Raw genomic sequence first — 25,251 nt, 5'->3', positions numbered from 1 at the left:
GTCGCGCCATCAGGCCGACGCCCATTTTTTTGCGCCATCCTCGGTCACCCCGTGATCGCGAATCGCATCCAGGTCGATCACGGCGTCGGCCATGGCGGTCAACTCCGGCGTTTGCGACACAAAAAACTCCCGCTGGTAGCCGCCCACGCGCAGCACCTCGCGCTTCATGGCCATGAACATGCGTTTGCGATCGGGGTCCAGCGCCCCATCGGCTTCGTCAGAAAACAAGGCGTCGTAGCGCCGACCTGCATGCTGCGCCAGGTACAGCGCCACCGCCCGCGTCAGGCACTCGTTGACCCACACGCGCTCCCCTCCGCTCATCAGCCCCAGGCTCTTGCTGTCCCCCGACTCGCCGTCATGCACGACGATGTCAAAGCCCTCGCGTTGCTCTCCCTTGCCTGTCTCCACCAGCGTGAGGATGGACACGGTGAAGCGTGGGCCATAACAGGCCAGCAGCAAGTCATTGGCCAAGCCAGACAAAGCCGGGCCGGCATCGTCAATGGCCAGGGCGATCAGGCCATCGTTGCTCATGCATCGGGCAAACAAGTTCCAACTTCCCAAGCTGTCCTCCGCTCGGGCCATGCGAGATTGCACCTGCACACGCCGCTCAGCCAGGGCCCGCGCCTGAGCCATCAATTCGATCCTGGACTGGGCATCGCGCTCGGCGGCCAAGTGGGCTTGCTCTGCGGTGGACAAGGCCAGGCGCGCTTGCGCCTCAGCCTGGGCGGCAGCGGCCAGCATCTGATGGTCAAAGGGCGTTGGCAAACCATGAAGCACCGCGTTCAGGCGATTGAGCGCCTCCCGGAAATGCTGCGCCTGTTGCACCAGGGCCTGCGCGATCCGCTGGCGCGTTGCCTCGATCTGTTGGCGCTCGGCCTGCTCTTCGGTCGCTTCGTAGTCTTGAGTCCGGCCAAGCTCGGCTGCCAATGAGGACAGTTCAAGCTCAATGGTCTGCAAGGCGGCGCGGGCTTGGGTGATCTGACCCGCCCTGGTCGCCAGCAGCGACAAGCGGGACACCCGTGTTCGAGCCATATCGACCAAGCGTTCGGCCCGAGCCAGCGCTTGCGGCGCCAGGGACAGTTCTTCGTACCGATGGCGGATCAGGGACAGTTCCTGTTCTGCCAGGGCCTTGTCCTGTGCCAGACGACCTATCTGGCCTTGTGCGCTGGGCATCAGGGTCTGGGCTTCATGCGCATCCCCCAGCAGCTTGCATTGCCCTTGCAGATCGGTGCCTGCACAAGGCACCTCACCGACCAGGCCAAAGCGGTGCGCCAACTCCTGGGCCTTCAAAGCCGCCCTGCCTGCCTCCAGTTCGATGCTGGCTAGCTTCTGCACTAGCAGTCGTTCCGTGGCCTGTGCATCCCTCATCGCCTGCACCTGCTGTCGGCACACAACGATCTCCTGTTGCCTGGCACTCAGCACCAGTTCAGCCAGAGGCAGGCGATGTGCCGCACGCTGGACCGTGTCAGCTTCTTCCAGCACGTTCAGGCACTGGCGACGTGATTGCATGAGCGCGCTTTGCCGAGACTGCGCTTGCGTGCGCCTACTGTTGATGCGTTGCGCCAAGCGCTCCAAGCCTTGCAAGGCATCCTGCTCTTGAGCCTTGAGCCCCTCGATGGCTCGCGTGCCGGCAACGATCAACGCCTTGCGCTCCTCAAGCAACTGCGCACGACGCGCCTCGGTGCTCTGTGACTGATCCCGTTGTGCCTGCAAGCGGGCATGGCCAACCCGATGCCCATCCAATGCCTGCTGCGCTTGTTCTCGCTCAATCAAGGTCTGCGTAACTCGGTCGGAAGCACCTTGCAAGCGATGCAGTCCCGCATCCAGGCGAGCATGCTCCGCATCTAGGCCGGCCAACTCCTGCCTGATGGACGACAGCCCGGCCTTGATCAGTTTGGCGGTGTCATTGGCCTTTTGCCCCAACGCTCGGATTTCTTCCTGGCCGAGCAAGTCGGACAGCAGGCTCTTGATCTCGGCATTGCGGTAGGTGCTGAGTTGGCGCTTGCCCTGCGCTGAGAACGCGGAGGTGAAGAAGGTATCAGCGCTGCCACAAATGGATTCCACACAGCGGCTGTAGGTCTCGACCTTGCCATCGGACACCAGACCATCGTCGAGACAGACGGGGCGCCATTGGCCCTCATCACTGAGTGCATGCAAATAGGCCTCGGTCTTGCGGCGCCCGTTGAGCCGGATCACCACTTGGGATCGATAGCACCTGCCTTCATGTGACCAGGTCAGATCCTTTTCGTTTTCCGGTAGACAGACATGGTCGTAGTAGGAAAAGCCGCCGGGGCCGCTCAAGGCCGCCCGTGACGGCATCGTCAGATAGGGGTGCATGTTGTCCATCAGCGTGGTCTTGCCCCGCCCATTGGCCCCTGCAATGGCGACGAGTTCAGCGCCATCGGCCAGGCGCTCGAAGTCCAGGGTCAACACGTCTTGCCCCAGGCCATAACGGATGCCCCGAAAGCCTTTGAGGGTGAGTTTCAGTGGTTGCATGGTTGGCTCCAGCGGTTTGCTGAAACCAGTTTCCGACGTGATGTCACGTTGTCAACGTCTGCCTGTCAGTACGGTGAATGCCAGCACTGCAGCGGGAGCGGCCGGTCAACCCGAAACGGTCGCGCCGCAGCATGGTCGCAGCGTTGGAAGTCGCGCAGCGGTCATTCGAGAGCGCCGGCGATCGACGCGAATGCGACATCTAAGACCTCGGCTTCGTCGCTCCGAAGCTGTCCCTCAAACCAGGCGAAGCACCCGAAGGTAGTCTCTTGACTGAGCGCATAGGTTGATCGGTGGCACACGGGGCAATTAAGGCCAAGCACGTGCCTTGAGTCCGCATGTGTGCTCAGCGCTTCGGAAGCCTCGCTTGCAGCGTACTAGCCGGTTGTTACCGCGGGCAGCTGATGGCACTGCACTTTGCGGAGAACGCCAACATCGGCGAGAAACATCGGACCATCCATCTTGGCCGACATGGCCCTGCCAACGTGGTTACATCTTCAAGGTCGACTTAACCTTTTCCCAATCCGTCGCCAGGGTTTGATTCAGGTCGTCAAAGATTTTCGACGACAGCGCGATGCCTGCGTTGGCCTTAGCCGCCTCGTACATCGTTAGCGCGTCCAGAGCGTGTGCGGTGAACTGCGTGACAGAGGGCTTAGTCTGAAACAGTCGAAAAACGTCCTCGAATGTCTTCTCGAACCGGATGCGGAGCCACTCCAGACGGAACAACTTGGACAAGATCTGCTCGCTGAAAATCGCTTGCGAGGCGGCGACGATCCAGCCAAGGTCCGTTCGACGGTTGTGCAGAAGCACAAGCCATATCAGCGCATACACGGCTACCTTGGCACGCTCACGGCGAGCCATGCGAAGCGCGATCTCCTTGCTGAAAAAACTGTTCTCTAGCACCTGCGCGGCCATCCGCTTGATCGGGTCCTTGAAGTCGTTGTTGTAGTACCCGTCGGTCTGCTGATGAATCAGGTTGACATGGCACGCTCGGCTGAAGAAGTCTTGGCGGCGCTTGTCCTCTGCCCTCGGCGTCAGATACAGGCGGAGCGTTATGCCAAGCGCGAACATTGCGATGACCGAAATACCGAACAGGAGTAGTACAAGTTCGTACGCATCGGGGTGAGTCTTTTGCTCCACCAGCAGCGCACAAAACGAGAGCAGCGCGCTCAGGTAGAACAGCCAGTCGCTCACCTTCTCCACCTTTTGCACAGCGTCGAAGTAGTTGGTGCGGATCGGGTCAGAGTGAGACATGCGGTTAGGGAAGGTCTGCACAAATGAGCGCTGACCATGGTTGGGCGTACTGACATGACCAAATTGCTGTCTGGCCGGTCCTCTGGCAGGAGTTTTGGGCGCGTTTGGCGCCCATCTCCCATGCACCAGGCGCACTCATGCCTGGCTCCCGCTCAAACGCCTGCGCACCATCCACAGATTGGCCAACGCAAACAGCGTTTGCAACTGCGCCGTGTTCTTGGCCAGGCCGCGGTAGCGCACCTTCACATGCCCGAACTGGCGCTTGATGACACGGAACGGGTGCTCCACCTTGGCGCGGATGCTGGCCTTGATGCGCTCGAGCTGATCGGTCAGCGCATCCATGGGGTCAGCCTTGTCCAGCAACTTGCGCAAGCCTGGGCGCATGGCCACGTGCCACTGCACATCGTCCTTGGCGTCGGGCCGCTTATGGGCGCCTTGGTAGCCCGCATCGGCAAACACATCTGTCTCTTGCCCATGCAGCAAGCTGTTGGCTTCGACCACATCGTTGACGTTGCCAGCCGTGCCGCGCACGGTGTGCACCAGGCCGGAATCAGCGTCCACGCCGATGTGCGCCTTCATGCCGAAGAACCATTGCTGGCCCTTCTTGCTCTGGTGCATCTCCGGGTCGCGCTCGCCGCTGGCGTTCTTGGTCGAGCTCGGCGCCGAGATCAGCGTGGCGTCGACCACCGTGCCGCTGCGCAGCATCAGGCCCTTGGCGCCCAGCAGCAGGTTGACGGTCGCCAGGATCCGCTCGGCCAGCTTGTGCTTCTCCAGCACGTGGCGGAAGCGCAAGATCGTGCTCTCGTCAGGCAACCGGTCATCCCAGCCGCCCAGGCCGGCGAAGTCACGGAAGAGCGGCATGTCATGCAACGCTTCTTCCATGGCCGGGTCGCTCAGCGTGAACCACTGCTGCATGAAGTGGATGCGCAGCAGCGACTCCACCGGGAACGGCGGGCGCCCGCGCTTGCCCTCGGGCATGAACGGCGCGATCTCTGCCACCAGGTCGGACCATGGCACCACCCGGTCCATCTCGTCGAGGAACTCCCGACGGCGCGTGCGCTTCGTCGAGGTTCCCAATCCAAGGCTGCTCTGCTTCATGGGCTCAATGGTCTCAGGCAATCAGGCCGGCGCCAAGCACATGGCTGGGCGGTTTATGCAGACCTTCCTTAGCCGTACGCAGGAAACAAGTCGCCGAACATTTGCTTCCAGATCTCTATTGCGCCCTTGTGGTCGTCGTTCTTGTCGTAGGTCTTGTGCCAAGCTGATCGACTCTTATCGATGGCCGTGTCGAACCTCTTGAGTGCCTCTTGGCGATCTGACCAAGACAAGTAACTGTCGACAAATCCGAGTTCGTGCCACAAATTGCTGGCGAGCAGTGGTCGAGCCTTGTCGAAGAATTGAAAAACGCTCCAGGGTGTGTCGTCCAAGTTGGAGTCGAACACCTTCAGAGCCAGCACCTCGATGTGGTAGCTCTGTAGGTAATCGCTGTGAATCCTATTCCAGTGCTTGATCATCTTGATGAGCCGCCTAAACTTGTACCCGCAGTCAGAGGATTTCTTTTCTATGTCCGCGGCGTGGGTCTTGGGTCGAGAGGCGATCCAAGTGTCAGTGTTGGAGTCAGGCACGTCGTAGTACACGACGATGCCATCATCGTTCACAACACGACTTACGGGAACGATATCGACGTTTGGCCAAGTCTTGTAGTAGAGAGTCACCGCCTGCCCATTCTTTCGCGCGCCCGTTCTCCACTCTGCCAGCGCATCTCGTACTGACTGTAGGACTTGCGTTGGCGTTTTTCCGTCAATGTGCTTGCCGTGATGTAGTGCGACTATCACGTCTAGATCGGAGTGATTCTTAAGAGCGGTGTACTTCGGGATCGAACCCGCCCCGAATGCTTCAATGATCGAAAAGGTCTTGCCTAGCTTGTTGACGATGTCATCGCGACGTTTGTTCGCGGTCTCTCGGTGATCGCCGCCGAGGTTGATGTTCTCGTAGAACGCGTCGAACGATCCCTCTACGGTGTACGCCATGTTGTGCCCCCTAGGCAAAACTGTATCAGGGGTGGCTACTCCTTTGCGCAGCGCCGCGGTCTTATGCCCGCACGCTCGAATTTCACCGGTGTGCCAGTCTCGACCTGAAGGAACGCGAATGAGCGGTCGCATGAAACGCATGACGGGATCGGTGGTCGCGCGCGAGCTTCGTTCCCTTTCGGCGCAGACAAATTGCCTGCGAAGTCTGATATTCGGCGGTGAACCGGCTGACCGGAAAGCTGACGTTGGCAAAAGTCAGCTGCTGGCCGGGTGCGGGCGCCCCCTCGGCCAACCACATCGCCCAAGAGCAGTCGCTCAGGGGGCACGTCCTGACCGGCCGGTTTAGAGCGAGCAATTTCGTGAGCTGGCGGGCTCGACTCGGCCAGAAGCAGACATTCGTTTTGCTATTTATATTCTATTGAGCCTAAATCCGGAGAATGGAGAATCAAATCTGCAAGGCTTGCCACCGGACCGCTTAACGAAGTTTCTGAGCGATGTACGAGATAAAGATCTTTGTAAACATCTTCTTCAATCGGAATTGCATGTAACCATCCGCTTGCCTGTTCATGCTTGACCGCGCTTTCCATCACAAGCGAGATTCCTAGCCCTGCGTGGACCGCGTGTTTGACCGCCTCGGTGCTACCTAACTGCATACCCACTGTGAACTCTGCCGAGTCGGGACCGGCATATTGTTGTAGTAGGCGCCCAGTTCCGGTAGCCGCTTCGCCTCCAAGCAAGTTCTGGGATTTTAACCACTTAAGTGGAATGGTCGACTCGGCAGCCCAAGGATGGCCGGGGCGAACAATGACAACCATCCTCTCGCGCCGCCATACTGTTGAGACGAACCCAGGACGTGAGTCCCACCACTCCATTACCGCTACATCCACTTCAAGCGTTTCCAGCAAAGCGGCAATCTCGATATTTTTGCCGATCCTCACATCGATCTTGTTTGCTAATTTATCTTGGAGCGCCTTGATATAGGGTTGTAAAAGATAAATGCCGATATTGGAGCTTGCACCAACGACCAGGCTTTTATTGTGGAGGGCTGCCGTAGCCTTATGGCTAGTACGGAGCAATTGTTCCGCATAGGGGAAAAAAATCTTTCCCTCCAATGTCAGGCTTTGCGGCATTGTTGCGCGGTCAATCAGCCGGGCCTGCAAAGACTGCTCCAGCCGCTTGATATGCTGCGTTACTGTTGGCTGGGACAATCCAGTTTGCTTCGCCGCTTCGCGAAAGCCCCCGCATTTGACGACGGCAATGAACGTCGCCACACGCTCCAGATCTATCACGCCGCCTTTACTCCCGGATACGGCTGATTAATCGCGCCCATCGGTTTTTCACCAGCGAGTGCCTGGATGATGTTCATCGCTGCCTGCCGCTCGATTTCAAGCCGAACTTCCTTGACCGCCGATCCCAAATGCGGCGTAAAAAACGTTTGTGCCGTATTGTCGAGCAGCGCCTTGGGGATAGCCTGCGGGCGATCAGCGCGTATCCATTCTTCCATCTCGAAGACATCGGCTGCATATCCAGCTAGTTTTCCAGACGCCAGTGCTGCTATCACCGCATTCTCATCCACGACCGAGCCGCGACATGCATTGATCAGGTAGCTACCGGTTTTCATCTTGGCCAACGCGGTGGCATCGATTAGATGCAGTGTCTCTGCGGCCATCGGAACCATCGGCACGACATAATCACATTTTTCGAGCAGTTCATCGAGCGTGACGCGCTGTACGTGCCAAGCCTTTTCTTGTTCGGCATTGAGCGGAATCGGATCGCAATACAAGAGATTCATTTCAAAGCCAGCCAAGCGCTGGGCGATTGCACGGCCGACCGCCCCCATACCAATGATGCCAAGCGTTTTTCCTGTCAAACCAGAGCCATATAGTGTCGGCCGCCAGCCTTGGAAGTGTCCGCTACGGATTTGCCTATCGCCTTCCAGCATATGCCTTGTCAAACCGAGAAGAAGGCCGATAGTCAGTTCAGCGGTCGGGATCGTAAGCAAATCCGGCACAATCGTAAGCCATACACCGTGGCGTGTGCAGGCGTTGACATCGAAGTTATCATAGCCTTTAAGCGCGGCGCCGATGACACGCAGCTTTGGACATTCCTCGAGAAACGCGCTGTCGATGCTGTCCGGCATGAAAGCCATGAGTGCATCCGCATCTTTGGCTCGCGCAATTACCTCAGAACGCGGCAAGGTTTCCCGTGTGGTGTTGGGGATAACATCGGCGCTAGCGGACAACAATTCGATGATTTCCGGGTGCACCCAGTGGGTGAGGACGACTTTGGGCTTCATAAAAACCTTTGTAAGCTTTGGGAGTTATTTGAACTTGCGACGCAGGAAGGAGCTGAAGGCGTCGACGAGGGTAACCATGCCTAAAATAACCAGCAAAATAGCCGAGACATCCTGGTATTGCATGATGCGCAGAGAGCCCATCAGCTCGAACCCGATTCCACCGGCGCCGACCATGCCCATCACGGTCGAAGCACGGAAGTTGTATTCCCATCGATAGATCGCGGTATCGGCCATTTGCGGAAGCACTTGGGGAAAGATCCCATGAAAAATCACCTGCAATGGCGTGCAGCCCGCTGCATGCGCGGCTTCTACCGGTGCCGGATCGGCATGTTCGATCGATTCCGAAAAAAATTTGGCGATCATGCCAACCGAATGTAAGCCTAGGGCTAAAACACCCGGCAATGCGCCGAAGCCAACGGCTGCCACGAACAGGATGCCCATGATCAGTTCGGGTATCGATCGCAAAGCGTTTAACAGGCCGCGTGTGGCTTGATACACGAGTGGATGAGGGCTAGTATTCCGCGCGGCGAGCACTCCTAAGGGAATGGATAGCAATACCGCGATTGCCGTGCCGGCGATACTCATGGCCAAGGTATCCAGTACCGGTTTGACCCAGGTGCCAGCCTGCGAGAAGTTCGGTGGGAACATCTCGCCGGCAATTTTTACCAGGCTTGGCATGCCATCCTTCAATCGCTCGGCATCAAATAGGCCGACGTAATACCAGCAACCGATCACAATCGCCAGCACAACGGCAAACTGCAGTATCGTGCGGTTCCATACGCGCTGGCGCTCGGCCAGAATCAAACCAAAATCAGCTTGCATGCTGTCGCTCACTTAGAACTTCGACAGATCGAGCTTGAGCAGTGTGCCAAGGCTGCGCACCACGTCATAGTCTTTGTCGCTGATCGGGCCGAAACCATCGGCTTTGAAAGGTTTCAGGACTTCCGGATCTTTGAGATTCAAGAAGGCTGCACGGATCTTTTCCTTCAGTTCCGGCTTCAGATTGCTGCGCATGGTCCACGGGTATTGCGGATATGGCTTCGATTCGGCAAGAACTTTTACTTTGTTGGGATCGACCAGTCCGCGCTGAACCAGGGATTCAAAAATCGGCTTACTCAAGCCGCCAGCCTGCGCGTGACCGTTTTGCACGGCCATGGCCACCGCGTCATGCGCACCGGCAAAGTGTTCGCGATAGTTTTCGCCGGCTTTCAAACCGTTTTCCGCCAATATCGACTTCGGAATCAAATGGCTGGAGGTGGATGCCTTATCACCGTAAGCGACATTCTTGTTGACGATATCACTGATTTTGGCGATGCCGGCGCCAGTATTGGCGATCAATACGGACTGGTAGGTAGTGCTACCCTTTTGCTTCATCGCTGCGAATGGCTCGATGTCGCTCTTTTGCTTAGCCAGCACATACGACAAGGGGCCAAAATATGCCATGTCGATACGGCCGTGACGCATGGCTTCGATCATTGACGAGTAATCAGTGGTAACCACCAGCTCAATTTTCTTTCCCAGCTCTTTTTCCAGATAGATTTCGAGCGGCTTGTTGTTTTTAATTACGGTCGATGCGTTTTCGTCCGGCAGCAGCGCAACTTTGAGCGTTTCTGGATCGGGATTGGATGATGCATGGCCAATGCTGCAGACGGCGGCAAGCAAGACAGACATTAATGCGGATGCGAGTTTTTTCATAATCAATCCTTTACGGTAGCAAGTTGCATGGGAAATGAAGTATCGATAAGCCGTTCCTCTCGAGCGTCTTGTGGAACGCTCAAAGAAGAACGGGGTACTTGTTCATACAGCGTGTCGTAACTGGCTTGATCCAAAGTCTGCGGGGCGGCATCAAAAATGACTCGGCCATGGGACAGGCCAATAATACGGTCGGCATAACGTTGAGCGAGGTCTACCTGATGCAGGCTGACGACCGCCGAAATCCCGTCCTCTTTACAAATGCGGTGCAGCAGACTTAGCACTCGCTCTGCAGTAGCAGGATCGAGGCTGGCTACCGGTTCATCAGCCAACACCAGTTTAGGTTGCTGAGCCAGAGCCCGGGCAATACCGATGCGTTGCTGCTGGCCGCCGCTCAATGCGTCGACACGGCTTAAGGCTTTGTGCAATAAGCCGACTCGGTCCAGACTTTGCAAGCATATGGATTGATCCTTCGCCGGGAGGGGGAATAGACTGCGTAATGCCGTGTGGTAGCCCATTCGGCCCATCGAAACGTTTTGCAAAGCCGTCAGTCGGCCAATCAATTGATGCTGTTGAAACACCATGCCAGTCTGTCGGCGATGCATGCGCAATGCACGCGAGTTCGCCAAATTTCCTAAGCCGGCGACAATGGTGGTGCCGCGCTGCGACGCATGCAGCGAATTAATACAGCGAAGTAGCGTGGATTTTCCAGCGCCGGAAGATCCGAGCAATACGGTGAACTGTCCCTGATGGAGTTTGAGAGTGGTGGGATACAGTGCAATCGCATCACCATAACTGACTGAGACATTCTGTAGTTCGATCATGACACCTCCGGCAGATTTGAATTCGTAATCAAAAATGATGACCTGATTACGAATCTGAATTGCAGCGATGGTAATGTCGTGATATGACACCCTGATGACTCGTTGATGTCATTTTTGTGGCATGGTCGCGGGTGCCTGTGAGGGAAATAAGTTGTGCTATCTATGCCAAATATAGACGTCTGCTATGGGTCGATAGCTGGCCCTTGTGAATGACCGCTGATGGGCATCTGACCCAGCGCTTGCATCGCAATGAGGTCGACGAGTGGTAAGCGGCAGCTCCCAGCCTTGGCCTGCCGCTCAGGTGCGTGGGCACAACGACTGCTCATGGCAGATCCGCGTTGGTCGATGGCACCCCTCATCCACCCTGCACGTGTATGACTGCGGAACGGTAGATCGACACAGCAGAACGTCATCGCTAGACACCATTCGCGGCTCATACGCCCTTGATGCCACCATCACCGCAACTTAGGCATTTCGCTTCCAAAATTCTGCCAGCGATTTCATCGGGCTGTGAACACACCAATTCACCAAGGCATCTCAGCAGCCCCGCATGCTGAACACCCGTTGCCTGCGCCCAAGCCGTGACTTTCTGTTCCAAACTGTCCAACTGCGAAATGCCCGCCGCTCTGGTCCGCACAACCGGCACAATGCGCCCTTCTAACTTGACTTCAGCTGCCGCACCCAACGCCTCCTGAATGGCCTGGCGATTGACCTCATGGCGATCTTCGTCCGCCACCGTCCACCGGACACGCACGAACGCCCCGGCAACGTCCTGTTGCGCCACCGCATCCCGCAAGGTGTCGAGGTCTGGCTTGCCGTCAAACACAATGTCAACCGTTCGCCGAGCAGGTGTCGGCTGCAGCGTGCAGACCGCTGACGAGGTATCCACCTCCCACAGCAGCCAGCCCTTGTCGCCATCCTCCCCATAGTGGAAGCGCCCGATGGAGCCCGCATAGGCGATGCGCTGCTGCCCATGCCGCGCCTCACAGTCCCATGCCTGATGTCGGTGGATGTGCCCCAGCATGAAAGCCTGGGCCTCGGCAGCAAACAATGCGCCCGTGGTGAACTCGTGGTCGAATCCGGCCATGGGAACGCCGTGCTCGCTCATGCAGCCAAAGACGGTGCCATGCGATACGCCGATGGACGGCACCGCCAAGGTCTGTGCGCGTCGGTGGCTCTCGGCAAACCCGGCCAGCAAGACGGCCAGGTGCTCGCCCACTGCCTCGGCAGCAGCCCCCGCCCCCACCGTCGCCGCCACAGCAGCCTTGTTGACCGTGGGCACGCAACTGAACAGGGCCATGAGCCCATCTGGCAGCACATCGAAACGCCAGCTTGAAGAAACCTGCCAGCAGCCGTTCGGCATGAGCGCCACTTGTCCAATCTGGTCGACCACATGGACAGGGTAACGCCCGCCCAAGGATTTGAAGATGGACAGGGTGCCCGGTGGCTCATGAGAGAACGTGCCTTGCAGCATCAGCACCGGACAATGGTCAGCCAGGCGACGCACCTGCGCCACCAGGCGTTCGGCAGCGGGCGAATGCAGGTCCAGGGCGTGATCGGTTGAATCCCCAGACAGCACTGCAGCCTGCACACCTGAGGCCATGGCCATGTCGATGGCTGCCCCGAAACAGCGGTCGGCCTCGATCAGGTTCTTGGGGCCGTAGTGAAGGTCAGAAAAATGAGCAATGCGAACCATGCCGTATCTCCTTCATGTCACCCGGTGCAGTTCGCTCTCGATCTTGTCGAGGTAGCCCTGCGGGTCGTTGCGATAGCGATCCAGTTCATCCCAAGCACGGCGACGACCATGCGGGTTAAGCCGCCACCCTCGGCCCCACCGTCGGTCGGCGTAGGCCTGGTATTGGTCCGCAGCAATGCCATAGGCTTGGGCACGCGCCAGGAGGTGTTCCAAGGTGAGATCCCCGTCATGCACCGGGGCGTCCTTGGGTGCCTCAGCGATCACCGACGCCACAACGGCATCCACATCGGCATCCACATCGGCACCAGCACCCTCCCACGTTGGGGCCCCATCCAGGACCTGAGTGGCCAGTTGCGCTTGAACAATGGCCGTGTCTTCGTCCTCCCTGTCACGCAACAAGGCGGTCACATCCACAGGCGCTTCCAATTCGATGATCCATTGCGGCACACGGGTGGGCAGGCCCGTCTCGTCGATGTGGGCAACCTCCATCAAGCGCTTGGTCAGGTAAAACGGGGTGCGTTGCCGATCCAGAAAGCCAGAGATACGACCGCCACGCAGAAAGCCGATGGTTTCGAACTTCTGGATGGCCGCGTTCATCGCGTAGAAGCTGTTTGTAGGCAACTCGAACGCACTGATGGAGCGGATACCCGGGATGAAGAACAGGAACCGCCCGGTCAGGTTGCAGCGCCGCTGCTGGTAGTCAGCGCAGGACTCGGGCTCGCAAATGCCGCCGTTGTCTTCGCGCAGAACCGTCTTGCGCCCACCGAAGATGCGGATAGAGCGCCGGCCCGTGTTGTCCATGGGCACAGGTGCATGGCACATGCAGTGGCGCACACGGCCATCAGCCGAATACTGCGACCAGTAGCGCTTGTCCTGCGCCCCCCAGGCCGCGAGTTCATGCGGCATCACGGTCTGCCACTGGTCAGCCGGAAAGACGATGGGGAAGCGATAGAGGTGAAGGCCTTCACCACGGTCCTCGCCATAGGCTTGCAGGATCTGCTTCGGTGTCTCGGGATTGGGGAAGTCTTGTGCCCGCACGGTAAACCAGGGCACGTTGCGCGGGATCAGCGGTGACTTGAGTTGCGGCATCGCACCCACGATGGCGCGTTCGATCTGATCGAAGGACTGGCCGGCTTCAACGCCCTCGTCGTAGAGGCGTTGAGCCTGGGGTTGCTCCGCCGCCTTGCGGGTGAGCACCTTGATGCCTGCGCGGATCTTGCCGCCTGTGGGGATGCGGGCGGGGCCTTGCCCGAGCAGGGTCGGCAGGGCCGCCGAACCGCCCTGGACGGTGACAGTGGTTTTTACCATGGTGGCGCTCCTTCATGAACATGCGATGGTTCATGCTCTCGCGACTTCATGCGACGTCAAGCCCGAGCGCGTATGTGGCATTCTCGATAGCATGAACATCAGCGGCAAGCTCAGAGGCTGGGCAAGGCGGATCAAGCGAGACGGTGTAACGCTCTGGTTCGCTGGCAAACACCCGGCAACGCCGTGGTATGCGAAAGCCATCGGTCTTTTCGTCGTGGCCTATGCACTCAGTCCTATCGATTTGATCCCGGACTTCATCCCGGTGCTCGGTTACGTGGATGATGTGTTGCTGCTGCCTTGTCTCATCTGGCTGACCATTCGGCTCTTGCCCGCTGAGGTTTTGGTCATCTGCCGCGAACAGGCTGACAACTGGCTGAAAGTGCAGGGATCCAAACCAAGCAGCCGTTTTGGTGCGGTTCTGATCGTGCTTATCTGGATTGGGGTCTGTACAGCACTCTGGATATGGCTTTAGCCATATCGCAGGTCAAGGCAACGCCCGCCAGGCAAACTTGACACATGGGGTAGGCCTGCCTAAACTTCGTTCACTTGTACAGACTTACGGCGCAACTGCCTCTCATGCCCACGCACGCCTTCACCGTTCGCAAGCTCGCTGACACCGCAGGGGTCGGCGTGGAAGCGGTGCGCTTTTACCAGCGTCGCGGGTTGTTGCGTGAGCCTGCCCGTGAAGGCAATGGCTTTCGGCAGTACGACGAGGGTGACGTGCGGCGCCTGCGTTTCATCAAGCGCGCGCAAGAGCTGGGCTTTTCCCTTGACGATGTGGCCTCGCTGGTGTCTCTGAGCGCTGAGACCGATCAGCTGCGCGTTCGCGAGATCACCCAGCAACGTGTGCTGGACATCCGCCAGCGAGCCACCCAACTGGAAGCCATGGCCGTTGCCCTTGAAGGCTTGGTCACTTGTTGCCAGAAGTCAGCCAAGGGAGATCACTGCCCCATCATCGCGGCCCTGGTCGATCACGCCCCCCGACCCGCAGAGCAGGTGGCCGCATGACCATGCCTCGCGCGCTCAAGCATTGGATTTGCCGACTGATGGTCGGCGTGATCTTGTTTGCGCAGATGAGCGTGGCAGCCTACGCTTGCCCCAGCAACATGGTCTCCGGCAATGCCACAGCCGACGCCATCACCGCGATGGGCGCCATGGTGGATTGCGAGCAGATGGGCGAAGGCATGGGAAGGCACCTGGACCAAGCCAACCCTGGCCTGTGCGCCGAGCATTGCCACCCCACCCAACAAAGCGATCACACCCAGGCGCCTACCGTGCCTGCGGCGCTGTTGATCGCGCTGTACACCGTCGCCCTGACGGTGGATGCGTCAAGGCCGGATGGCCTAGCGCCGACTGCGGACAGCCGCCTTCACGCGGCGCCACCACCGCTGTCCATACTGCACTGCTGCTTCCGAATTTGACACGCCGAGTGACGCGGCGCTGAAAGGCCTGACGGCCGCTTCAGCGCCTGGTCGCGCAGGTTGCTGGCCAATGCAGGCGCGTGGCGTTCTGCCAAGTCCTGCACACGCCCACGCCATTGGCTTCATTCGGAGGTGTCATGTTTACCCATTCTTCGCTCCTGCCGCGCAGGGGCATGCAACTGGTCGATCTCGGCCATCCCATTTGCATGCGCATGCTCACGCGCATTCGCACGTGCTTCCAAGGTGTCGCCGTTCTGGTGGCCCTCAGCCTCGCATCCTTCCACGCCCATGCCGGGGATGTCCTGACGTTTGAACAGGCTCTCAGGCTTTCCCAGGCGCGCTCACAACAACTGGTGGCCCAGAACCACGCCACGGCGGCTGCCCGCGACATGGCGGTTTCGGCCGCACAGCAGCCCGATCCCGTCCTCAAACTGGGCATCAACAACCTGCCCATCAGCGGACCTGATCGCTTCAGTGTCACCCGCGATTTCATGACCATGCGCTCGGTGGGCCTCATGCAGGAGTTCACCCGTCAAGACAAACGCCTTGCACGGTCCATGCGCTTTGAGCGGGAAGCCCAGGCCAGCGAGGCCAGCCGGGCCCAGGCGCTGGCTCAATTGCAACGTGACACGGCCATGGCCTGGCTGGATCTCTACTACCAGGAACGCATGCTGGCCCTGGTCAAGGCCCAGCGCGATGAAATCCGCCTGCAAGTGGAGGCGACTGAGGTCGCCTATCGAGGGGGCAGAGGATCGCAAACTGAAGTGCACGCTGCCCGCGCAGCGCTTGCTCAGGTGGATGACCGCATCGACCAGGCCATGCGTGAAGTGAGCACAGCGCAGACCGCGCTGCGCCGGTGGACAGGTCGTGCAGCCGACACGCCCCTGGGCGATGCGCCCGACACCCGCCATGTTCCCTCGCACCTGAACGATCTGGAAAGCACCCTGACCGCGCACCCTGACATCACCGTCCTGATCCGGCAGGAAGAGATGGCCCAGGCCGACGCAGACCTGGCCCGAGCCAACAAACAAGCCGACTGGGGTGTGGAGCTGATGCTCAGTCAACGTGGGCCCGGCTATTCCAAGATGGCCTCTGTCAATGTCTCCGTTCCCTTGCAATGGGATCAAAAGAGCCGTCAGGACCGGGACCTGGCTGCCAGGTTGGCCACCGTGGAGCAAATGCGCGCCCAGCGCGAAGAGGCCACACGGGAGCACCTTGCCCAGGTCACGGTGATGCTCCAAACCTGGCAGAGCAGCCGGGATCGCCTGCGCCGCTACGACAGCGCCTTGATCCCGCTGGCTGCCGAGCGAACACAGGCCGCCTTGACCGCCTACCGAGGCGGCAGCGGCACGCTGGCCTCCGTGCTGGAGGCTCGCCGCATGGCCTTGGACACCCAAATGGACCGGCTGCGACTCGACATGGACACCGCTCGCATCTGGGCGCAGCTCAACTACCTGATCCCGGTGGAACACGACGCGGCCATACCCGTTCTTGACCACTGACACGGAGCCTCACATGAAACTCAAAAATCTGGTGATCGCCATGATTGCCGCCACAGCACTGAGTGCCGCTGCATATGGCCTGTACGCATTGGGCATGCAAAGAGGCATGGGCATGAATGCCGATGCTGAACTGCGCCCCGCTCAGCCTGCCACAGAAGCAAACGCCACCCAAGCCCTGCCGCAAAGCGTGGCCGAGGGTGAAGACGCCACCCGGCGACACATCGCCGATGGCCTCAAGGCTGGCGACATGGACCCGGTCACCGGCAAGAAGGTCTTGTACTACCACGACCCCATGGTGCCGGGCAACAAGTTCGACAAGCCCGCGAAGTCGCCTTTCATGGACATGATGCTGGTGCCCGTCTACGCAGACAGCGATGGTGACCAGGGCAAGGTCACCGTCAGCCCGCGCATCCAGCAGAACCTGGGTGTACGCACTGCAGAGGTCACAGAAGGGGTGCTGTCGCCCCAGGTCTCTGCCGTGGGCAGCATCGCTTACAACGAACGCGACCAGGTTGTCATGCAAGCACGGGCCGCCGGGTTTGTGGAGCGGCTGCATGTGCGCGCCACGCTGGATGCGGTCAAACAAGGTCAGCCCCTGGCCGATCTCTATGTGCCTGATTGGGTGGCCGCGCAAGAAGAGTTCTTGTCTGTTCGCCGCATGCGGGGTGCCGACCTGGGCAGCTTGGTGGATGGCGCTCGCCAGCGCATGCGTCAGGTGGGCATGAGCGAGGATCAGATCAAGCGCGTCGAGCAAACCGGCAAGACCCAGCCGCGCATCACCCTGGTGGCGCCCATCGGCGGCGTGCTCAGCGAGTTGATGGTGCGTGAAGGCATGTCCGTGATGCCGGGGGCCACCTTGTTGCGCATCAACGGCGTGTCCACGGTTTGGGCCAACGCCGAAGTGCCAGAGAGTCAAGTCGCGCAACTGCGCGAAGGAACCAAGGTGCTGGCCCGCAGCCCGGCTGTGCCTGGCACCACCTTTGAAGGCACGGTTCAGGCACTGGTGCCGGAGGTCAACCCTGGCACCCGCACCCTCAAGGCACGGGTGCAGTTGAACAACCCAGGCATGCGCCTGGTGCCGGGCATGAGCGTGGCCATGCAGTTCATGGACATGCGTGCCGAGAAGTCCTTGCTGATCCCCACCGAGGCAGTCATCCAGACGGGTAAACGCACTGTGGTGATGCTGGCCGAGGACAAAGGTCGGTTCCGCCCGGTCGAGATCGAGGCGGGCATCGAGAGCGATGGGCAAACCGAGGTCAAGCGCGGCCTGGATGTGGGCCAGCGTGTGGTGGTGTCATCGCAGTTCCTCATCGATTCGGAAGCCAGCCTCAAGGGTGTTGAGGCGCGGCTCAATGGCGCACCGGCACCGACCGTGGACAACACCGCACCCAGACACGAAGGTCAGGGCAAGGTGGAAGCCCTGACAGGCGAGGCCATCACCTTGTCGCACGGGCCGATTGCCTCACTCAAGTGGGGCGCCATGACGATGGATTTCAAGGTGCCGCTCAAGGGCGGACTGCCCCGCCATCTGGAAGTGGGGGACCCGGTGAGCTTTGAGTTCTACATGGATGCCGATGGCATGCCGCAGTTGACCCGACTGTCGCACCTGGCACCTAAGCCCCAGCCTGCGTCCGAGGCGCCCCATCACACCCATGGCCCAGCCAAGCAAGGGAGCAAGCCATGATCGCCCGCTTGATCCGTTGGTCCATCACCAACCGCTTCCTGGTGCTGCTGGCCACCTTGATGCTCAGTGCATGGGGGGTATATTCGGTCGCGAGAACGCCGCTGGACGCCTTGCCCGACCTGTCTGATGTGCAAGTCATCATCCGCACGACCTACCCGGGCCAGGCGCCGCGCATTGTGGAGAATCAGGTCACCTACCCGCTGACCACGACCATGTTGTCGGTGCCTGGTGCCAAGACGGTGCGGGGGTACTCCTTCTTCGGCGACTCTTATGTCTACGTGCTGTTCGAGGACGGCACCGATCTGTACTGGGCCCGCTCGCGTGTGCTGGAGTACCTGAACCAGGTTCAGTCGCGCTTGCCCGCCAGCGCCAAGGCGTCGCTGGGGCCCGACGCCACGGGCGTGGGCTGGATTTACCAATACGCCCTGGTGGACCGTGGTGGCACCCAGGATGCGGGCCAGTTGCGCGCCTTGCAGGACTGGTTCTTGAAGTACGAACTCAAGACAGTGCCGAATGTGGCGGAAGTCGCCTCGGTGGGCGGCATGGTGCGCCAGTACCAAGTGGTGCTGGACCCCGACAAACTGGCCACCTACGGCATCGCGCACACCCAGGTGGTCGAGGCCATCCAGAAGGCCAACCAGGAAGCGGGCGGCTCGGTGCTGGAGTTGGGCGAGGCCGAGTACATGGTGCGCGCCTCGGGCTACTTGCAATCGCTGGACGATTTCCGGCAAGTGCCCTTGATGACCACCGACGCAGGCGTGTCGGTGCGCCTGGGGGATGTGGCCCGCATCCAGATGGGGCCGGAAATGCGCCGGGGCATCGGTGAGCTGGACGGTGAGGGAGAAGCCGCTGGCGGCGTGATCGTGATGCGCTCAGGCAAGAACGCATTGGAGACGATTGCTGCGGTCAAGGCCAAGCTCAAGACCCTGCAAGCCAGCTTGCCCAAAGGGGTGGAGATCGTGCCTGTGTACGACCGATCCACCCTCATCGAGCGTGCGGTGGAGAACCTTTCGCACAAGCTGCTCGAAGAGTTCGCCGTGGTGGCCGTGGTGTGCTTTGTCTTTTTGTTTCACCTGCGCTCGGCCCTGGTGGCCATCATCTCGCTGCCCCTGGGCATCCTGGCGGCTTTCATCGTCATGCACTACCAAGGGGTGAACGCCAACATCATGTCGCTGGGAGGCATCGCCATTGCCATCGGCGCCATGGTGGATGCAGCCGTGGTGATGATCGAGAACGCACACAAGCACTTGGAACACTGGGAGCAAGCCCACCCCGATCAATCGCTGGAAGGTGCCGAGCGCTGGAAGGTCATCGGCGATTCGGCGGCCGAGGTCGGGCCCGCGCTGTTTTTCTCACTGTTGATCATCACGCTGTCTTTTGTGCCAGTGTTCACGCTGGAGGCGCAAGAGGGGCGGCTGTTCTCGCCGCTGGCCTTCACCAAAACCTATGCCATGGCGGCGGCAGCGGGCTTGTCGGTCACGCTGATCCCCGTGCTGATGGGCTACCTGATCCGTGGCCGCATCCCCAGCGAGCAGAGCAACCCGCTCAACCGACTCCTGATTGCCATCTACCGCCCGCTGCTCAATGCGGTCTTGCAAGGCCCCAAGCGCACGCTGGCGGTGGCCACCGTGTTGCTGTTGCTCAGCTTGTGGCCCTTGCAGCACATTGGCGGCGAGTTCATGCCCAAACTGGACGAGGGCGACCTGCTCTACATGCCCACGGCCCTGCCGGGCTTGTCCGCAGGCAAGGCCGCCGAGCTGCTTCAACAGACCGACCGTTTGATCAAAACCGTGCCCGAGGTGGCCAGTGTGTATGGCAAGGCAGGTCGGGCCGAAACCGCGACCGACCCGGCGCCCATGGAGATGTTCGAGACCACCATCCAGTTCAAACCCAAAGACCAATGGCGCCCGGGCATGACGCAAGACAGGCTGGTTGAAGAGCTGGACCGCATTGTCAAAGTGCCCGGCCTGGCCAACATTTGGGTGCCCCCCATCCGCAACCGCATCGACATGCTGGCCACCGGCATCAAGAGCCCCGTGGGCGTGAAGGTGGCGGGCACCGACCTGGCCACCATCGACCGACTCACGGGTGAGATCGAGCGGGCGCTCAAGGATGTGCCCGGTGTCAGCAGCGCCTTGGCCGAACGCCTGACAGGTGGCCGGTATGTGGACGTCAACATCCGCCGCGATGCCGCCGCGCGCTTTGGCATGAACATCGCCGATGTGCAGTCGGTCATCAGCTCGGCAGTGGGCGGCGAGAACATCGGCGAGACGGTGGAAGGTTTGCAGCGCTTCCCGATCAACCTGCGCTACCCACGCGAGACACGCGATTCGCTGGAGAAATTACGCACTTTGCCTATCGTCAACGAGCGTGGACAGCGCCTGGTCTTGTCCGATGTGGCCGACATCCGCGTGACCGATGGCCCGCCCATGCTGCGCAGCGAGAACGCCCGCCTGTCAGGCTGGGTGTATGTGGACATCCGGGGGCGGGATCTGCGATCAGCGGTGCAGGACATGCAAAAGGCTGTCGCGGCCAAGGTCAAACTGCCGCCTGGCTACTCGGTGTCCTGGTCAGGCCAGTTCGAGTTCCTGGAGCGGGCCACGGCCAAGCTCAAGGTGGTGGTGCCGTTCACGCTGCTGATCATCTTCGTGTTGCTGTACCTGACATTCGGCGCGTTTGACGAAGCCTTGCTGATCATGGCCACGCTGCCCTTTGCCCTGGTGGGGGGCATCTGGTTGCTCTACCTGTTGGGTTACAACCTGTCGGTGGCCGGGGCAGTCGGGTTCATTGCATTGGCTGGCGTGTCCGCCGAGTTCGGCGTGATCATGCTGCTCTACCTCAAGCAGGCTTGGGGTGAGCGCATCGACAAGGGCCAGGTCAGTGTCGATGACCTGCTGGACGCCATCCGTGACGGTGCCGTGCTGCGCGTGCGCCCCAAGGCCATGACGGTGGCAGTGATCCTCGCGGGCTTGCTGCCGATCATGTGGGGTGCAGGCACGGGCTCCGAGGTCATGCAGCGCATTGCTGCACCCATGGTCGGGGGCATGATCACGGCGCCACTGCTGTCGATGTTCGTGATTCCGGCTGCGTACCTGCTGATTCGCCGCAGCAAAAAGGCAAGGCGCGCCACGCAAGCGCCTCACATGAAACATGCCTGAAGGCTGTCACGCCATCACCCACAACAACAGCCACCTCGACTGGCCTTCTCGGGTTTGAGCGGCCCATTTGTCACCACCACAGGGGTGTAGCCAGCCTCCTGGATTGCGTCGCGAAGTTCATCTGCATCCGCCTCTGTGGGTTCGATCTGGACTTGGTGCGACTGCAACTCGATCCGTACGGTGGCCTCTTTATCGACGGCCCGCACCGCCTTGGTGATGGTGCTGACGCAATGGCCGCAAGTCATGTCCTTGACTTCAAAAGTGATCATCAGAAACTCCGATTGGTTTGGGGTGGATTCACTTTCAAGCTTCCTACAGCAGGAAGGTCAAGCACCTGTTTTCAATAACCCCGCAGTTAACGCATGTAATTGCCACACGGCTTTACATTCCCACGATGGGAAGCTTGAGGATCCACGACAAACATCAACCACCTATACGGGCACACCATGATCTCCCCGCAAAAGCCGCTGGTCACATTCCGAATCGACATCCCCATCTCGGGGATGACTTGCGCTTCTTGTGTGTCCAGGGTAGAAAAATCGCTCAAGGCAACGGCTGGTGTGCAAAGCGCCAACGTCAATTTGGCCACCGAAGTGGCCTCGGTCCAAGCGGACCCATCTGTGAACCTTGAGGTACTCAGCGCAGCCGTCCGCGAGGCCGGCTACGACCTGAAGACCACCGATGTGGCCCTCCATGTCGAGGGCATGACCTGCGCCTCTTGCGTCACCCGGGTGGAAAAAGCCTTGCTCAAGGTTCCCGGCGTCTTGTTGGCCTCCGTCAACCTGGCAACCGAACAGGCCGCCGTGCGTGCACTCTCCACGATCCCACCCGCATCTCTCGTGGCAGCCGTCACCAAGGCAGGCTATGTGACTCAATTGAAGCAGGAAGCCGAGCCCGCAAAGCCCAACACCCTGCCGACATGGGGGCCCGTGGCGATCGCTTCTGTTTTAACCTTGCCACTGGTATTGCCCATGGTGCTGCAGTTGGTGGGGATCGACTGGATGCTCAATGGCTGGCTGCAACTCGCACTGGCCACGCCGGTGCAATTCTGGCTGGGCTGGCGCTTCTACCGGGCAGGATGGCGGGCCGTCAAGGCCAAGGCCGGCAACATGGACCTGCTGGTTGCGCTTGGCACGTCCGCAGCCTTCGGCCTGTCCGTCTACCTTCTGATGCGGCATTCACAGCACGGCATGCCGCACCTCTATTTCGAAGCCTCGGCTGCAGTGATCACGCTCGTTCTCCTGGGCAAGTGGTTGGAAGATCGCGCAAAGCGGCAGACCACGGACGCGATTCGCTCTCTCAACGCCTTGCGGCCGAGCACGGCACTGGTTCGACGCGATGGCGTTGACGTCGAAATGCCCGTGGCCGACGTGAGGGTCGGTGACCTGGTGAGCATACGCCCGGGTGACCGCGTGCCCGTTGATGGCGAAATCATTGAGGGGCGCAGCCATGTGGATGAATCGCTCATCACAGGCGAAAGCCTGCCTGTCGCCAAACAAGTGGGTGATCAGGTGACCGGCGGGGCCATCAACGCCGAGGGCATGTTGATTGTCAAGACGCAGGCCGTCGGTGCCGAAACAACCCTGGCACGCATCATCCGGCTGATCGAGTCGGCCCAGGCGGGCAAGGCACCCATCCAGCGCATCGTGGACCGTGTCAGCGCCGTGTTCGTTCCCGTGGTGTTGGGGGTCGCGCTACTCACCTTTCTGGCTTGGCTTGGCATCAACGGAGACTGGGAGCATGCCTTGATCAACGCCGTGGCCGTGCTGGTGATCGCCTGCCCATGTGCATTGGGCCTGGCCACACCCACGGCGATCATGGTCGGAACAGGTGCCGCCGCACGCCGAGGCATCCTCATCAAGGATGCTCAGGCATTGGAGATCGCGCATTCGGTGACCGTCGTGGCGTTCGACAAAACAGGCACACTGACGGAAGGCAAGCCGACGCTGGTAGCCGTTGTCCCTGCCGAAGGGTCAGGCATTGACGAAGTGGTCGCTCTGGCCGCAGCGTTGCAACAAGCAAGCAGCCATCCGCTGGCACTGGCAGTCACCACCCACGCCCGCGACGCCAGCCTCACCATCCCCTCTGTGCGAGATGCCAAGGCACTGGCGGGCCGGGGCGTCGAGGGCATGGTGAGGGGAGCCAAGTTGATGCTGGGCAACACCAGACTTTTGAATGAACTGGGGGTGGATGCAGGTGCGCTCGGCACGCAAGCCGATGTGTTGGAGCGGCAAGGACGGACCTTGTCATGGCTTGTGCAGCAAAACGCAGGCGGCTTTGAACTGTTGGGGCTGATGGCCTTCGGAGACACCGTCAAGCCCACGGCAACTGCAGCGGTGAGAAACCTGCACCAACTGGGCATCAAAACCCTCATGCTGACCGGCGACAACCAGGGCAGCGCTGATGCGGTCGCGCAGGCCCTGGGTATTCTCGATGTGCGAGCGGAGGTGCTGCCCAGCGACAAAGCGGCCATCGTGCAAGCCTTGCGCGCCAGCGGTGAGGTCGTGGCCTTCGTGGGTGATGGCCTGAACGATGGCCCTGCCCTGGCTGCAGCATCTTGCGGTTTTGCGATGGCCGGAGGTGCTGACGTGGCAACCGAGACCGCAGGCGTCACGCTGATGCGCGGCGACCCCAGGCTGGTGGCCGACGCCCTGGATGTGTCGCGGCGAACCTATACCAAGATCAAGCAGGGGCTGTTCTGGGCCTTTGCCTATAACGTCCTGGGCATCCCACTGGCGGCACTGGGCATGCTCAACCCCGTCATCGCGGGTGCCGCCATGGCGCTCAGCAGCCTCAGCGTCATCGCCAATGCGCTCTTGCTGCGCCGTTGGCGGGGTGCGATGGAAAACGAGTTGCCACAGCACACCAAGCCTGCCACCGTCAATTCACAAGGAGCCGCTGCATGAGCGAACACATGAACATCGGAGAAGCAGCCAAGGCCTCTGGCGTGTCGGCCAAGATGATCCGGCACTATGAAAGCGTGGGGCTCTTCCCCGGCGCTTTGCGAACCGATGCAGGTTACCGCCAGTACACCGACAAGGAGGTCGGCACCTTGCGCTTCATTCGGCAAGCCAGAGACCTCGGGTTCTCGCTGGATCAGATCCGCGAACTGCTGGGACTATGGCAAGACCGTCGACGCCCAAGCCGCCAAGTGAAGGCGCTGGCCCAGGCCCATCTGCAGGAGTTAAATCAGAAGCTCCAGGAATTGCTTGCCATGAAGGCCACCCTCGAACACCTCGTTCATTGCTGCCATGGTGATGACAGACCGGACTGCCCGATCCTCGATATCCTGGCAACCCCACATGCCCAAAGCGAAACGAAGCCCGCGCGGAGCGGGCTGCGGTCAGGTCGGCAAAGTTGACCTGGACGATGTGGGCAAGCAGCGCATCATCCAATCAATCCAGGTGTCCTTCGCTGATCAGGTTGCCAAGCCTTGCCACCTCGTTGCTGCTCGCAACTATCTTCTTCCCGTCGACGGTTTCTAACGTTTCACCTTTTTTCATGTAAACGGCTTTTCCATACTTACTTTCCTTCGCCATTTTTCCATCCTTGAAAATGTAAAGCGTGCCACCATCTTTCAGTTGATGCGTAGCAGCGGCCTGATTTTTAGCCGCATCACCAGCATAAGCAGACCCGACAAATCCAATCAAGGCGACAAGCGTGATCAACGAGGTAGAATTTTTCATGGTGTTTCCTCTTAGAAATTGGCAAAAATGTGGCCTTCGAATAAAATATATAAGGCCACGACATGCAATTTAACCGCTGCCACCTTAGGAAGGTCTGCAAAACCCGCCGTCAAGGCGCGAGTCTTGCATGATGATGTCGTCAAGTTGATACGTGGCGCAAGGACATGAAGCAAGTCAGCCTGGGATTGAACCTGTCGACCAAGAAGA

22 protein-coding genes are annotated in these 25,251 nt (G+C 60.0%); 8 read left to right on the top strand and 14 right to left on the bottom strand.

Annotation, left to right across the window (positions count from 1 at the left end; all coding sequences use genetic code 11):
- Positions 1-9: 9 nt before the first annotated feature.
- From WNB94_RS00110 to WNB94_RS00060, 11 genes are all read right to left on the bottom strand, one after another.
- Positions 10-2,496 (bottom strand): AAA family ATPase, encoded by a 2,487-nt coding sequence (locus tag WNB94_RS00110; RefSeq protein ID WP_341387539.1) that lies wholly within the window; start codon positions 2,494-2,496, stop codon positions 10-12.
- Between the two features lie 486 nt (positions 2,497-2,982).
- Positions 2,983-3,747, bottom strand: a complete 765-nt coding sequence (locus tag WNB94_RS00105; protein ID WP_341387538.1) for a hypothetical protein — start codon at positions 3,745-3,747, stop codon at positions 2,983-2,985.
- Positions 3,748-3,882: 135 nt separating this feature from the next.
- Positions 3,883-4,845, bottom strand: coding sequence for an IS5 family transposase (locus WNB94_RS00100; RefSeq protein WP_341387537.1), 963 nt, complete (start codon positions 4,843-4,845; stop codon positions 3,883-3,885).
- Between the two features lie 68 nt (positions 4,846-4,913).
- On the bottom strand, positions 4,914-5,777 hold the full coding sequence (locus WNB94_RS00095; RefSeq protein ID WP_341387536.1) for an SMODS domain-containing nucleotidyltransferase: 864 nt from the start codon (positions 5,775-5,777) through the stop codon (positions 4,914-4,916).
- Between the two features lie 404 nt (positions 5,778-6,181).
- Positions 6,182-7,066 (bottom strand): LysR family transcriptional regulator, encoded by an 885-nt coding sequence (locus WNB94_RS00090; RefSeq protein WP_341387535.1) that lies wholly within the window; start codon positions 7,064-7,066, stop codon positions 6,182-6,184.
- A complete protein-coding gene (locus WNB94_RS00085) occupies positions 7,063-8,073 on the bottom strand; it encodes a phosphonate dehydrogenase (protein ID WP_009238667.1) in 1,011 nt (336 codons plus the stop codon). Before WNB94_RS00085 ends, WNB94_RS00090 begins: the two co-directional genes overlap by 4 nt.
- 24 nt (positions 8,074-8,097) lie before the next feature.
- Positions 8,098-8,895: a phosphonate ABC transporter, permease protein PhnE gene (gene phnE, locus WNB94_RS00080; RefSeq protein WP_009238668.1), complete on the bottom strand. Its 798-nt coding sequence runs from the start codon at positions 8,893-8,895 to the stop codon at positions 8,098-8,100.
- Between the two features lie 12 nt (positions 8,896-8,907).
- A complete protein-coding gene (phnD, locus tag WNB94_RS00075; RefSeq protein WP_004629229.1) occupies positions 8,908-9,768 on the bottom strand; it encodes a phosphate/phosphite/phosphonate ABC transporter substrate-binding protein in 861 nt (286 codons plus the stop codon).
- Positions 9,769-9,770: 2 nt separating this feature from the next.
- On the bottom strand, positions 9,771-10,589 hold the full coding sequence (gene phnC, locus WNB94_RS00070; RefSeq protein ID WP_020200553.1) for a phosphonate ABC transporter ATP-binding protein: 819 nt from the start codon (positions 10,587-10,589) through the stop codon (positions 9,771-9,773).
- A 433-nt stretch (positions 10,590-11,022) separates the two neighbouring features.
- Positions 11,023-12,180 carry a metallophosphoesterase family protein gene (locus WNB94_RS00065; RefSeq protein ID WP_341387532.1) on the bottom strand — a complete coding sequence of 386 codons (1,158 nt, stop codon included), beginning with the start codon at positions 12,178-12,180 and terminating at the stop codon, positions 11,023-11,025.
- Between the two features lie 117 nt (positions 12,181-12,297).
- On the bottom strand, positions 12,298-13,593 hold the full coding sequence (locus WNB94_RS00060) for a recombination directionality factor (RefSeq protein ID WP_341387531.1): 1,296 nt from the start codon (positions 13,591-13,593) through the stop codon (positions 12,298-12,300).
- Between the two features lie 91 nt (positions 13,594-13,684).
- Here WNB94_RS00060 and WNB94_RS00055 point away from each other — a divergent pair, with 91 nt between their 5' ends.
- From WNB94_RS00055 to WNB94_RS00030, 6 genes are all read left to right on the top strand, one after another.
- On the top strand, positions 13,685-14,065 hold the full coding sequence (locus WNB94_RS00055) for a YkvA family protein (protein WP_125244135.1): 381 nt from the start codon (positions 13,685-13,687) through the stop codon (positions 14,063-14,065).
- Positions 14,066-14,169: 104 nt separating this feature from the next.
- The gene (locus tag WNB94_RS00050) at positions 14,170-14,601 is read left to right on the top strand and encodes a MerR family transcriptional regulator (protein WP_304795207.1); all 432 of its coding nucleotides are present in this window, start codon (positions 14,170-14,172) and stop codon (positions 14,599-14,601) included.
- A complete protein-coding gene (locus tag WNB94_RS00045; RefSeq protein WP_230179408.1) occupies positions 14,598-15,014 on the top strand; it encodes a hypothetical protein in 417 nt (138 codons plus the stop codon). The genes WNB94_RS00050 and WNB94_RS00045 overlap by 4 nt, the downstream gene beginning before the upstream one ends.
- A 137-nt stretch (positions 15,015-15,151) precedes the next feature.
- Positions 15,152-16,516 carry a TolC family protein gene (locus tag WNB94_RS00040; protein ID WP_341387528.1) on the top strand — a complete coding sequence of 455 codons (1,365 nt, stop codon included), beginning with the start codon at positions 15,152-15,154 and terminating at the stop codon, positions 16,514-16,516.
- 13 nt (positions 16,517-16,529) lie between these two features.
- The gene (locus WNB94_RS00035) at positions 16,530-18,200 is read left to right on the top strand and encodes an efflux RND transporter periplasmic adaptor subunit (protein WP_341387527.1); all 1,671 of its coding nucleotides are present in this window, start codon (positions 16,530-16,532) and stop codon (positions 18,198-18,200) included.
- Entirely contained in the window at positions 18,197-21,358 is a 3,162-nt protein-coding gene (locus WNB94_RS00030; RefSeq protein ID WP_341387525.1) for an efflux RND transporter permease subunit, read from the top strand. The genes WNB94_RS00035 and WNB94_RS00030 overlap by 4 nt, the downstream gene beginning before the upstream one ends.
- A 14-nt stretch (positions 21,359-21,372) precedes the next feature.
- Here the strand turns inward: WNB94_RS00030 and WNB94_RS00025 are convergent, their stop codons facing one another.
- Positions 21,373-21,627 carry a heavy-metal-associated domain-containing protein gene (locus WNB94_RS00025; RefSeq protein ID WP_125244032.1) on the bottom strand — a complete coding sequence of 85 codons (255 nt, stop codon included), beginning with the start codon at positions 21,625-21,627 and terminating at the stop codon, positions 21,373-21,375.
- 177 nt (positions 21,628-21,804) lie between these two features.
- Between WNB94_RS00025 and WNB94_RS00020 the strand changes: the two genes are divergently transcribed.
- Both WNB94_RS00020 and cueR read left to right on the top strand, forming a co-directional pair.
- A complete protein-coding gene (locus WNB94_RS00020) occupies positions 21,805-24,264 on the top strand; it encodes a heavy metal translocating P-type ATPase (RefSeq protein WP_341387524.1) in 2,460 nt (819 codons plus the stop codon).
- 8 nt (positions 24,265-24,272) lie between these two features.
- Positions 24,273-24,719 carry a Cu(I)-responsive transcriptional regulator gene (gene cueR / locus WNB94_RS00015; RefSeq protein ID WP_125244136.1) on the top strand — a complete coding sequence of 149 codons (447 nt, stop codon included), beginning with the start codon at positions 24,273-24,275 and terminating at the stop codon, positions 24,717-24,719.
- Positions 24,720-24,753: 34 nt separating this feature from the next.
- Here cueR and WNB94_RS00010 read toward each other — a convergent pair whose 3' ends face one another.
- Both WNB94_RS00010 and WNB94_RS00005 read right to left on the bottom strand, forming a co-directional pair.
- Positions 24,754-25,044: a CopK family periplasmic copper-binding protein gene (locus WNB94_RS00010; RefSeq protein ID WP_137839884.1), complete on the bottom strand. Its 291-nt coding sequence runs from the start codon at positions 25,042-25,044 to the stop codon at positions 24,754-24,756.
- Between the two features lie 11 nt (positions 25,045-25,055).
- A partial coding sequence (locus WNB94_RS00005) for a hypothetical protein (protein WP_341387520.1) occupies positions 25,056-25,251 on the bottom strand: 196 nt, incomplete at its 5' end.

The organism is Aquabacterium sp. A3, from assembly GCF_038069945.1.
Classification (GTDB): Bacteria; Pseudomonadota; Gammaproteobacteria; order Burkholderiales; family Burkholderiaceae_C; genus Aquabacterium.
The sequence above is the reverse complement of the archived record's forward strand: the minus strand, read 5'-3'. Positions and strand labels throughout refer to the sequence as shown.